The 12,219-nt window shown below is 40.0% G+C and carries 13 protein-coding genes; 12 read left to right on the plus strand and 1 reads right to left on the minus strand.

What is annotated here, in order from left to right; translation table 11 throughout:
• From I2494_RS00005 to I2494_RS00020, 4 genes are all read left to right on the plus strand, one after another.
• Window positions 1-153: tail fiber assembly protein (locus tag I2494_RS00005; RefSeq protein WP_228350831.1), on the plus strand; the 153-nt coding region annotated here is incomplete at its 5' end.
• Window positions 154-439: 286 nt separating this feature from the next.
• Entirely contained in the window at window positions 440-643 is a 204-nt protein-coding gene (locus tag I2494_RS00010) for an isocitrate/isopropylmalate family dehydrogenase (protein ID WP_218466045.1), read from the plus strand.
• A gap of 1,201 nt (window positions 644-1,844) precedes the next feature.
• On the plus strand, window positions 1,845-2,336 hold the full coding sequence (locus I2494_RS00015) for a hypothetical protein (protein WP_218465981.1): 492 nt from the start codon (window positions 1,845-1,847) through the stop codon (window positions 2,334-2,336).
• Between the two features lie 625 nt (window positions 2,337-2,961).
• On the plus strand, window positions 2,962-3,390 hold the full coding sequence (locus tag I2494_RS00020) for a universal stress protein (protein ID WP_218466044.1): 429 nt from the start codon (window positions 2,962-2,964) through the stop codon (window positions 3,388-3,390).
• Window positions 3,391-3,902: 512 nt separating this feature from the next.
• Here I2494_RS00020 and I2494_RS00025 read toward each other — a convergent pair.
• The gene (locus I2494_RS00025; protein ID WP_130591089.1) at window positions 3,903-4,133 is read right to left on the minus strand and encodes a DNA polymerase III subunit theta; all 231 of its coding nucleotides are present in this window, start codon (window positions 4,131-4,133) and stop codon (window positions 3,903-3,905) included.
• An 874-nt stretch (window positions 4,134-5,007) separates the two neighbouring features.
• Between I2494_RS00025 and I2494_RS00030 the strand changes: the two genes are divergently transcribed.
• The 8 genes from I2494_RS00030 (at window position 5,008) to I2494_RS00065 (ending at window position 12,160) form a co-directional block, all read left to right on the plus strand.
• A complete protein-coding gene (locus I2494_RS00030; RefSeq protein ID WP_218465980.1) occupies window positions 5,008-5,991 on the plus strand; it encodes a hypothetical protein in 984 nt (327 codons plus the stop codon).
• The gene (locus tag I2494_RS00035; RefSeq protein WP_228350794.1) at window positions 5,992-7,419 is read left to right on the plus strand and encodes an autotransporter family protein; all 1,428 of its coding nucleotides are present in this window, start codon (window positions 5,992-5,994) and stop codon (window positions 7,417-7,419) included.
• 181 nt (window positions 7,420-7,600) lie between these two features.
• Window positions 7,601-7,753 carry a hypothetical protein gene (locus I2494_RS00040; RefSeq protein WP_218465978.1) on the plus strand — a complete coding sequence of 51 codons (153 nt, stop codon included), beginning with the start codon at window positions 7,601-7,603 and terminating at the stop codon, window positions 7,751-7,753.
• A 75-nt stretch (window positions 7,754-7,828) separates the two neighbouring features.
• The gene (gene hinT / locus I2494_RS00045) at window positions 7,829-8,179 is read left to right on the plus strand and encodes a purine nucleoside phosphoramidase (protein WP_218465977.1); all 351 of its coding nucleotides are present in this window, start codon (window positions 7,829-7,831) and stop codon (window positions 8,177-8,179) included.
• A 12-nt stretch (window positions 8,180-8,191) separates the two neighbouring features.
• A complete protein-coding gene (gene lpoB, locus I2494_RS00050; protein WP_218465976.1) occupies window positions 8,192-8,773 on the plus strand; it encodes a penicillin-binding protein activator LpoB in 582 nt (193 codons plus the stop codon).
• A 155-nt stretch (window positions 8,774-8,928) separates the two neighbouring features.
• Window positions 8,929-9,978: a beta-N-acetylhexosaminidase gene (gene nagZ, locus I2494_RS00055; protein ID WP_218465975.1), complete on the plus strand. Its 1,050-nt coding sequence runs from the start codon at window positions 8,929-8,931 to the stop codon at window positions 9,976-9,978.
• An 84-nt stretch (window positions 9,979-10,062) separates the two neighbouring features.
• The gene (gene ycfP, locus I2494_RS00060; RefSeq protein WP_218465974.1) at window positions 10,063-10,602 is read left to right on the plus strand and encodes an alpha/beta hydrolase YcfP; all 540 of its coding nucleotides are present in this window, start codon (window positions 10,063-10,065) and stop codon (window positions 10,600-10,602) included.
• A 253-nt stretch (window positions 10,603-10,855) separates the two neighbouring features.
• Window positions 10,856-12,160: an NAD(P)/FAD-dependent oxidoreductase gene (locus tag I2494_RS00065; RefSeq protein ID WP_218465973.1), complete on the plus strand. Its 1,305-nt coding sequence runs from the start codon at window positions 10,856-10,858 to the stop codon at window positions 12,158-12,160.
• The last annotated feature ends 59 nt before the right edge of the window (window positions 12,161-12,219 follow it).

Below are 12,219 nucleotides of genomic sequence, written 5' to 3' on the forward strand. Positions count from 1 at the left end.
ATCAGTTTCTGGCAAACGGAATTGCAACTGGGCATCATTAGTGACGGAGACAAAGCGGACTTGATCGCGTGGATGCAATACATCAAAGCTGTGAAAGCCGTTGATGTATCTATGACCCCTGATTTTACCTGGCCAACGCTACCCCGAGATTAAAATGTCACATGAATATTTAGAAAAATAATTGACTGAATTAGAGAAGTAGCATTACATGAGCCGCAGATGATCCGCGGCTCTTTTCAAATTCTATCTATACTGATTTATTCATTAGGTATTCATTGCGCCGGTAAAGCTGGTCACCGGCAGCGACTCTTAATCTTTAGTTGTAAACCCCCAGTTTCCGAAAAAAACCATTATCAAAACTAAAAAATAGTTTCTATAAGTCAATAGGTTACAAATGCACTTAAAGACACTATTTTAATCATCCAAATCGTTTGTTTATATTTATAATTCAATTGGTTATTTCAATATTGCCAATCTACTGCTGCGTCATATGGGCTGGACCGAAGCGGCTGACCTAATCATCAAAGGCGTGGAAGGGGCAATTAAGAACAAAACTGTCACTTATGACTTCGCCCGTATGATGGATGACGCTAAAGAGCGCTCCTGTAGCGAGTTTGGCAAAGATGTGATCGGCTGCATGTAATTGTTGAATGCGTCACTAATATTAACGGGAGCCTGATGGTTCCCGTTTTTTTAGGTGCTGCTTTTTTGGTTTGAAAAAACTGTACAGAATAAACCCGAAGTATAGTGCTGTTTTTATCTAATCCTTGTCCCGAATATCATCATATCTGTTTGATGCTGGCTCTTGTGTCCTAAAATTTGCTTAGGATCTTTGTTTTTCAGCCAGTATTTCAACATCTATTTTTAATGCGATAGACTCGTTATTCATATCTACGTCAAATTCAGGTGATAAAAAACGCATATGGTGGGTTCTTAAATCAGATTAATGGTGTTACAGCTCAGCTAAAACAATAGACATAATAATAAAGAACAAGAGTCCTGATATAGCGGAAAAGATGAGTATCCTAAAAATAATACTCATGCCTGACGGCTTCGCTATGGACTGTGTGATTACCTTAGAAATGATAGAAACTATTATCATCAATATGATGGCAATAAAGATGAGCGTATTTATTGCCATAGTATCTTATTCTTGCGGTTCATATGGCAGCACCTCCCGTTGTACAGATTACCCAAAATGCTACCCGTTCACTGAAATACTCATGCAGGGCAGGGATGCGGTTTTTTTATTTCATGTAGACTAAACGGTATCTATAGCGTTCTTTGTAAGCTACACCTGATGTATGTCAGTCTACATCGACTTTATTTCGATGGAAAGATGGCCTTTACGTAGTGTGATGGCACCGATGTCAGCCAGACTCTCATCAATAAGTTCAGGAGAATGGATTGATGAGAGCGACTTTTATTTTTTGCGAACGATGTCATCGGCTACCTAAAACTATAGTTTGTATGGTTACATTAATATTATTGCTGAGTGTTTGGTGAAACATCGGATGACATCGTGAGACAATATTAGAAGTGAAATAATTTAAACAGGTTAAATGGAAATAATAATATTACTAATATGAACCATTTATAAAAGCCAGAAGGTATATAGACTTTTTATGTACACCTTATATGTCTATTTTTTATTCGTTTAACGACTTTTTCAACAACTAAATTACTAATTATTTCTTAAAATAGATATCCATAAATTTTAATTTAACTATTGAAAATACTAAAAGTTTATCAGTAATATATTTATGGTATTTATAATAATAAGCTATGTAATTAAATTAGGCTAAGTGTTATTCTTATTGGGAAAAGTTAAGGGAGAGCATGTTTTGAAAATCAATAGAGATCTGCAGAATACAATATTGAAAATTCTATCGAATGTATACCCGAATAATATCCATAGAGAGGAATGGTTACCATTGCTTTCAGTCGCTGGTGATAAAGATACTCTTGTTGCTAATTTACTCTATCTTGAAGAACATAATCTTCTGACCAGCGGTATTACCCGTTGTGTGAACGATTATATGATAAATCTTGGGCAATTACGCATTACGAATAAAGGTATCGATTTTCTCCTGAATGATGGGGGAGTGAATGCCATATTGAATGTTTCAACGATTAAATATCATGAGGATACGGTTCAGTGTTTTAATAATTTCATTGAAAAATCAAATTTAGATGATAATGATAAGTCAAAGTTGGCTGATAAATTAAAATCACTACCGATTGATACAATCAAAGATATTGCCATTAAACTAATTGACAATGGGCTAGAGAAAATGCCTGATGGAGCTAATTGGCTCGGCAGAGTGATGTCGTAATGCAGTGATAACATTGCCACCGTAAGTGGGAGTATCGTCTCCCATTTTTAATAAAATATCTCAATGTAATTAATGAACTTTATTTATTCTCTGAGTATATGTTCATCTGTATTGATACTGAAAAAGAAGTTAGCTTACCTGCTCATTTGCAGCAGATCTTTAATTATTGGGAATATCTGAATCCCGCTGTTTAGTTTTAGCCACTATCCTTTCCTAATGATTGCTATATAGCATTTTCTTTTTTTAATTTAATCGAGCTGTTAATAGTTAAGGTTGCTAATTAGACCTGAAAGTAGTGCTTTAGTCATTTGGATTGGCATAAAAGACCGCTAAGAAGATATACGAGTTATCGTCATATCAGCCTGCTGGATAAAAAAATGCCAGCTTATACGCCGGCACTAATAACATAATCGTTATTTAAGATAAACAATGTCGGTGAAGATGCTAATCGATCATACCTTTTAATGTAAAGTTCATACTTTGCAGTGATGATAAAAAAGATGATTTATCGTTCACTAACGACAGGTTATTGCTGTTAAGTTAACCAACTCACAAAAAATGATGTTGAATCAAATATAATGTTGTTAGCCGATCTTTTCAGTTTCTAAATAGAGGAGAGTGCATGATGTACAAATCTATTTTAGTTCCGGTGGATATTCTGGAAGAAGAGCTGACAGGGAATGCGGTCAAGCATGCGGTATATTTGGCTAAATTATCAGATGCAAATATGAGATTACTCCATGTATTACCAATCTCATCAGCCATCATTAACTCTTATGCTTTAGGTTATCCCGAGCTTAAAGATAAAGCTTCTGTTAAAGCAGAGGAAGACCTTAAAAAGTTAGTAGACTCAATCGATCTTCCTAAGGGGCAGGTTTCTTATTCGATTGCATTCGGTTCACCCAGAGATGAAATAGCCGTAGTGGCGAGTGAAGTGGCTGCTGACTTGATTGTTATTGGCTCGCGGCGGCCAAATATTACTACCCATTTATTGGGCTCAAATGCGTCGGGTATTGTGAGATATGCCAATACTTGTGTTCTGGTTGTAAGATAAGCAACAAAAATGACAAAGCCACCGAATGGTGGCTTTGTCATAGGGGAATATCAGCAGAAGCTGCCCCAGATTGTCTTAGTAAAAAGTTGGTTTTGATAGATCATTTACCAATTGATTAAGACGAGAAAACATCGATTTCATCGTTTTCATAGCATACCCTCCGTTTAAATCTTAGTGTGATAATTATCACAGAATCTCGTTGTGAGTGTGATTTTAGTCACATTATGACAAACATCAATAGATGGATAAAACTTCTCTTTTTTTAAGCTGTATACATAAAAAGACGAACTGGATAGTTATGATTACAGATATCATTTATCTGATATTGTTAAGTTTTATCAATTATGACGTTAAGTCTTGTAAGAATGTTATCAATATTATGCAGGGGGCTTTGTTTGGGATTGATTGAGTTACATAGATAAAGCGGCCGATGATGAAGTAAATGAATTATGACATTGGAAAGTACCTATCTTGATTAACAGGTACTGTTCTGCCAGGTGTACATCTGATAACTATTTTTCATTAGCAATGTAAGGTAGCTTACCCAAGTGGTAAGGATTACTTCGATAGAAATCGACTCGTTGTTTAAAGTATTCACGAAGATTGACGGGAATCAATGCTTCGATTTCACGAAAGTTAAACGGCATACCATAGCGTTCTTTATAGGCAATACCAGATGCATGTAGATCAACATCGACCTTTTCGCGCTCTTCTTTTGGAAGATCTGCCAGATTGTGGCTCATATCTAAACTCCTCTGTATCCGACAATGATTATACGCTGATTTTTAGGTGATTTCATTGTGTTAGTTTTTATCGTTAATTTAGGGGGTCTTCAGAATTATTATTAAGTTTCCATAAAATTGAAAACACTCTTCTTAAGATATTAGTTTTTTCAGAGGTTGGAAATATTATTAACACCAGTTAATCACTATACTAACGCATGGTAATAGTTTCTTTCTGGTAATATGGTTTTATAGTAAATGATAAAATATTTGTTTGGTTATTAACTTTATTTCGTCTATTTTTTATTCACTTTAAGTGTTTTTTGTTGATATTTTTTTAATTATTTTCTGTTTAATTTTCACAGATGATAATGGAAGAGGGTAGTACAAGTGGTTTAATGATGTTTTTTTATTTATATAAAATATTTATTTGTTTTTAAATAATCATTAAAAAATGATCTATTATTGATGATTGCGTCTCTTCCGTTTGATTTTAAAGTATTTTTTATTTGATGTGTAAATTAACTCCTATAAATGAAATAATTTATAACCTCTTCATATGAGATGACTGTGCTTTTTTAGATTTTCCCAAAAGATATTTAATGGCAATTTTATCTTTATTTTTTTTGAATATTGATTATAGTCATTTTGGATTCTAATTGAGTAACGGATGCGTATGGTTAGACGCCTGTGTATTCTTTGTACTTTTAACTTTATTTGATTTGTTAGAACTCTCATATTAGTTGATTTAAGGCTTTTCTTATATTTTGGGGATTATCTTTAATCCCCGCTAATAAGATGATGACGTTAAGTGAAAACCATATTGTTGCGCTGTGATTTATTTGAACAGAAATAAGTTGGTGCAGATAATATTTATCAATAGGGATATTTAGATATGTTGATAGTTAATGCGAAATTGAAACCATTATCTGTTTTTGTAGCTCTGGCTGGAACGGTAATGTATAGCAATGTGTCTGTTGCTGATGTAAATACTACTTCAACACAAGCGAATGGTAGTGTTTTGGATCTTTCAGCTAACCCGGATACTACTATTTATGCGGTGAACAGCTCAGGCGCTTATGTTTTACGTGCCTACAGCGGCGGAACACTGGTAGACGATCAGAACGTTTTAAAAGAAATTTACTCTGATTCCAGAAATGGTCTAAGCGCGGAAGTGGGGAGTAAGGTTGTTTTTGACGGTAATATCAGTGATATAAACATTACAACAGGTGTTTTCTCCACAGTAAGTGCTGATGGTACATCAGTTACAGCCACCCCATCCAGTGGCGCGGGTATTGGTGTTATCTCTAAGGGGGCTGGCAGTTCTGTTACATTAAACAGAAATATTACTGTTACTACTCATTCTGCGCTTAGCTCAGGTGTTGGCGGAGAGGCTGGTGGTGAAGTTTTAATCAAAGGCTTAACTAAAATCAATTCTGCAGGAACCGGTATTTCTGCTACGGGTGATAGTAAAGTGACTTTAAGTGGTGGTGCTGAGATTACATCCGCTAAAGAAGCAATTTATGCCAACGAAGGTTCCGAAGTTGCTATCGGAAATAGCACCATAAGAAGCAAGTTAACCACTTCAGCTTCAGACCTGATTGTTTTAGATGGGCCGGATACTGACGGAACACTGAGTTTTATTAATTCAGAATTGAGCATTGCCAGCGGTAACGCAGTTAAAGTAACGGGTGGTGACTGGAGCTCAACATTTACAGATTCTAATATTACCGGTGATATGAATACGGATAGCGGGGCTACGCTAAACACCGTTATGTCCAATTCAGAATTTACTGGTAAAGCTAATGGTGACATCAAGTTGCAGGCTACGGATAGTACCTGGAACATGACGGATTCTTCAACCATTACCTCTTTGTAGATGGCAAACAGTTCTGTGAAATTTTCTGTACCAACAGGTACCACTTATAACCGTGTATTAACAACTAACAGTTTGTCAGGTAACGGTGATTTTTACATTCATACTGAATTGAATGAAGGTGGTGCCAACACCAATTCTGACCAAATTCACGTAACGGGAGATGCAGAAGGTAATTACCGTCTGTTTGTTGATGGTCATGGTAATGGTGCTTATACCGTTGATGATGGTATTAAAGTTGTTCAAATTGATGGTAACAGTACATCTCAATTTACGTTGGGTAATGGCAACTATGTCAGTATGGGCGCTTTCGACTACTACCTGTATGAAGGTGATGTAGCCGGTGTGGATCTTAATGACTGGTATTTACGTAATTTAGCACCACCGCCGGTCATCGATCCTGTCGATCCAGTAGACCCTATTGCTCCTGTTGACCCTGCATCTCCTGAAGTTCCGACTGGCCCGGTAGCTCCGGCACAGTCAGTGAAGGCTTATCGTCAGGAAGTTCCGGGATACATTGCTGCGCCTTATGTCAACATGCTGTATGGCTACCAAACTATTGGTACATTGCATGAACGTATGGGTGATAGCCAACAGTTTGCCAGAGGTGCTGATAATAAGACTTGGGGCCGTTTTGGTGGCAGCCATCTTGAGTCAAAATCTGGTCGCTTTAACTATGATGTTGATACGATGTTTGCCCAGTTTGGTCGTGATATCTATCAGAGTACAACCTCAGCGGGTACCTCTGTAACGGGTGGTTTAACGGTAACGTTAGGTCAGGAACATACTAAAGCCAAAGATAAAGGTCGTACTGCTGCCGGTGAAAGCATCAATACAGGGGATATTACTACCAACGCTTACAGCATCGGTGGATACTATACCCGTTATGCCCAGAATGGCGGTTATATTGACGCAGTGTCTCAATTTACCTATTACGATAACAGCTATAACAGCCGTTATGATGCAGACCAGAAGAGCTATGGTGCCATTGTTTCTCTGGAAGGTGGTAAACCGTTTGGTGTGACCAGAAACTGGAAAATTGAACCACAAGGCCAAATCGCCTATCAATACCTGACGTCTGAAAACTTCAGTGATGAAATTTCTGATATTAAAGGTGATGATTACAATGGTGGTTTAGCGCGTGCGGGTATCCGTTTCTTCCGCGATCAGGCGGTGAATAAAGAAAGCGAATTCTTTAAACCATATCTGACATTAGATGCTGTTTCGACGATTGGTAAAGATCCTAGCGTTAATGTTGGCGGGACTGACATTCAAGCAGATTTCGATTCCACTTGGTGGCAAGCTGGTGCAGGTATGACAGCTAACGCAACTAAGAATACTTCGTTCTACATGGATGCGAAATATCTGCAAAGCTTTGAAGGTGATTTCGACGGTTATGTTATCCACGCGGGTGTACAAGGCCGTTTCTAATCGTTTGAGTTATAGTAGACTATCCAATCTATTCCCAGCCTCTTAGGAGGCTGGTTTTTTTTATGATTTTTCCTGTCATTAAAGAAGCTTCATCATAGTGCTCCCTGTTGATTCGGGCTATAATCCGCCAATATTTAATTCGTTGCCGCAAGTACTTTCTGGCTATTTATGGATAGGTATCATGGATTCAGAGTCAATTTTTCGCATAATTATTCTGGTTGGTTGTCTGGTACTGGCATCCAGAGGGACAAGATTCCATCTACGCTATTTTTTAATTGTAATCGCCGCTATTGCAGGCTTAACGCTGATTATTGATGCTTTTCATTTATCTTAAAACTTGAAACAGCAGGATTATCTCACTCATACTGAAAGCATCTGACTCATGCTTATTTATATATAAGAGGCAACTATGGCTGAAGAGACTATTTTTAGTAAGATTATTCGTCGTGAAATTCCGTCAGATATCGTTTATCAGGATGAACTGGTAACGGCATTTCGCGATATTTCTCCACAGGCTCCAACCCATATTCTGATTATCCCTAATATTCTGATTCCAACAATAAACGATGTGAAGCCAGAGCATGAGCAAGCGTTGGGAAGAATGATGATCGTAGCGTCTAAAATTGCTGAACAGGAAGGGATTGCTGAAGATGGTTATCGTCTGATAGTCAACTGTAATCGCCATGGTGGCCAGGAGGTTTACCACATCCATATGCATTTATTGGGTGGTAAAGTTCTGGGGCCAATGCTATCCCGTTAACTGGAGCTGATAATGAAAAAGATTTTGCTTTTGGGGTTAGGTTTAGCGGTTTTAGCGCTTGCAGGTTGTCAGGGGACTAAGCCCCAACCTAAGCCGCCGGTAGTGGTAACGCCTCCGCCACCAGCTCAGCCGCCGTATCAGCCACCACCAACTCCGCCGACATTACCACCACCGGAGGCGCCAATTAATTGGATGGCCAGTGTGCAGCCTCTGGTTAATAAGATGATTAGTGCTTCTGCGGCAGAAACCAATAACGGTATTTTGCTGCTGAATCAGGTAAAAAATAATACTTCCGGTAACATCTCGACGGTAGACGCGACTGATGCATTAAAAGAAGCCATGCAGTCCAACAGCCATTTTGAGCTGGTACCTGAGAATAAGCTGAATGAAGCTCGTCAGGCATTAGGGCTCCAGGGGGATGACAGTTTGATTTCCCGGGCGAAGGCGGTGAGTTTAGCCCGTTATTTAGGGGCTAAATATGTGGTCTATGCATCGGCCAGCGGTAACCCAAGTCTGCCGGAAATTATGATTCAACTGCTGCAGACTTCAACCGGTGAAATTATCTGGTCTGGTCAGGGAAATACTCAGCGTTAATGCGTTAATTGGCTATCAGGCTAATCTGTCTAAAAGGCTAAATCTGTTTTATGCAGATTTGGCCTGTTTTTATAACAGGGCGTTGTTTTAAGCATAATGAACTATATAGCCCGTTCAGATTTCTATTTATTCAAAGTATTAAAAGTGAGGTTAATGTGGGACCAGTGATGTTAGATGTTGCCGGCTATGAGCTTGATGCCGAAGAGCGTGAGATATTAAAGCATCCTTTAGTGGGTGGTTTAATATTTTTTGCCCGTAACTTTCACGATCCTAAGCAATTAGCCGAATTGGTTCGTCAGGTCAGAGAAGCGTCTCATCATCGCTTGTTAGTGGCTGTAGATCAGGAAGGTGGGCGAGTGCAGCGTTTTCGTGAAGGGTTTACTCAATTACCTGCTCCACAATCGTTTGCTGCACTATTGGAAGATCGTCAGGCAGAACAGATGGCTCAGGAGGCTGGTTGGTTAATGGCTGCGGAGCTGACTACGATGGATATTGATATCAGCTTTGCGCCGGTACTCGATGTCGGTCATACCAGTGCGGCAATCGGCGATCGCTCATTCCATAGCGATCCGGAAGTGGTCATGTTGTTAGCCAGTCAGTTTATTCAGGGTATGAATAGTGCCGGAATGCGCGCAACCGGTAAACATTTTCCGGGGCATGGTGCTGTATCTGCTGATTCCCATAAAGAAACACCTGTAGATACCCGTACTTATCAGCAACTGTTTGATAAAGATATGGCGGTATTCCGCCATCTGTTTTCAGCGGGGCTGTTGGATGCTGTTATGCCAGCTCATGTGATTTATCGTGAAGTTGATCCGCGCCCGGCCAGCTGTTCACCTTATTGGTTAAAGAACATTCTTCGCCAACAATTAGGGTTTAGCGGGGTAGTGTTTTCTGATGATATGTCGATGGAGGGTGCTGCCATCATGGGAAGTTACGCAGAGCGTGGGCAGGCTGCTCTGGATGCCGGATGTGACATGATTCTGGTCTGTAATAACCGACAAGGCGCCGTAAGCGTTCTGGATAGTTTACCTTCCGATATGAGTATTCATGCTGAGCGTATCACGTCACTTTATCATAAAAATAAGATGACTCGTCGTGACTTACTGGCATTACCTCGTTGGAAACAGGCGAATAAACAACTGAGTGAATTAAGTGAACGCTGGGAGCAACACAAACAGCAAATGAAAGAAAGACAAGGCTGAATCGATAAAAGGGTTGAACAGAAACACGCTTTTTGGGCAAGATAAGGTAATGACGTCATACACCGGTAGGCAGTGGGGCTAAATATGATTATTTATTTACACGGTTTTGATTCAACCAGTCCGGGGAATCATGAGAAGGTCTTACAGCTACAATTTATTGATTCGGATGTGCGTTTTATCAGTTACAGCACACGCCACCCGCGTCATGACATGCAATATTTACTGAAAGAGACAGATAAAGCTGTTCAGCAATCAGATGATAGCTCACCGTTGATTTGTGGTGTTGGGCTTGGCGGTTTTTGGGCTGAAAGAATAGGGTTTCTGTGCGGTATTCGCCAAACTATTTTTAATCCCAATCTGTTTCCTCACGAGAATATGCCGGGAAAAATTGACCGTCCTGAAGAGTACCTGGACATTGCCACTAAGTGTGTGGCTGAGTTTCGTACTAAAAATCAGGATAACTGTTTGGTGATCCTCTCCCGTCACGATGAAGCACTGGATAGCCAGCGTAGTGCAGAAGTACTTAGCCCATATTACCCATTGATTTGGGATGAAAAACAGGGGCATAAGTTTAAAGAAATTTCGTCCCATCTACAGGCTATAAAGGCATTTAAACAGCGATAATTTCACTTTCCAATAATCAACCGGCAGCTATTTCCTCTGCCGGTTTTTTTATGTCTGTGATTCACAGTGATGAAGTGAATTTATGTGATTTTGGCATAAATTGATTTACATCAATTTTGGTATGACCAAATGCCCAGTTATGATATTCTGTCTCCAATGTAGTAATGAGAATCAAGTCGAGCTGTTGTTTTAAAAGGCGATGAGAGAAAACCATTACCCGAATTCGTGGTTTATTTTTTAGTGGGATATTAACGTGGAAACAGAAACTAAAAAAATTGTCATTGTTGGCGGCGGCGCGGGTGGTCTTGAGCTTGCGACTAGTCTGGGTAAAAAACTGGGTCGTAAAGGAAAGGCTGAAATCACGCTGGTGGATCGCAACCACAGTCACTTATGGAAGCCTCTACTGCATGAAGTGGCAACCGGTGCGCTGGATGATGGTGTCGATGCATTAAGCTATCTGGCTCATGCCAGAAACAACGCTTTTCGCTTCCAGTTGGGAACATTGATTGATATTAACCGTGACGAGAAGTTTATTCGTCTGGCGCGTATTGATAATGAGCAGGGAGAAGAGCTGGTACCTGAGCGCAATTTGTCTTATGACATTCTGGTAATGGCGCTGGGCAGCGTTTCTAATGATTTTGGTACGCCAGGAGTGAAAGATCACTGTATCTATCTGGATAATCCGAAACAGGCGCAACTTTTCCATAATAAAATGCTAAACCTGTTCCTGAAGTTTTCTTCACAACCTCATGAAGAAGAACGGGTTAATATTGCCATTGTTGGTGGCGGGGCGACGGGCGTTGAACTGTCAGCTGAGTTGCACAATGCAGTAAAACAGCTACACAGCTATGGTTACAAAGGGCTGGATAGTAAAGCGTTAAACGTTACGCTGGTTGAAGCGGGTGAACGTATTCTACCTGCGTTGCCGGTGCGCATCTCTTCTTCTGCCCATCAGGAATTGACCAATTTAGGTGTAAACGTATTAACCAAAACCATGGTAACCAGCGCTGATGCCAATGGATTACATACTAAAGACGGTGAGTTTATTAAAGCCGATCTCTTGGTATGGGCTGCGGGTATTAAAGCACCTGACTTTATGAAAGATATCGCAGGTCTGGAAACCAATCGTATTAATCAGTTGGTAGTTGAACCAACACTACAAACTACTCGCGATCCTTCTATTTTCGCGTTAGGTGATTGCGCTAACTGCATGCAAGATGATGGTACGCCAGTTCCTCCACGCGCTCAGGCTGCGCATCAAATGGCAACGCTGTGTTACCACAATATTATGGCTCTGCTTAACGGCAGCACCTTGAAAAGCTACCGCTATACTGACCGGGGCTCACTGGTTTCGTTATCGAAATACAGTACCGTTGGCAGCCTGATGGGTAACCTGACCAAAGGCTCAATGATGATCGAAGGCCGTCTGGCTCGTCTGGCCTACATTTCTCTGTACCGTATGCATCAGGTAGCGCTATTTGGTTGTGTGAAGACCGGGCTGATTGTGCTGGTGGGAAGTATTAATCGGATTATTCGACCAAGGTTGAAGCTGCATTAATTATTTCATCAGGCACTAAATGAAAAGGGGAATTCAGTTAACAGCTGAATTCCCCTTTA

Origin of the sequence: Limnobaculum allomyrinae (assembly GCF_016649425.1) — a bacterium.
Lineage (GTDB): Bacteria > Pseudomonadota > Gammaproteobacteria > Enterobacterales > Enterobacteriaceae > Limnobaculum > Limnobaculum allomyrinae.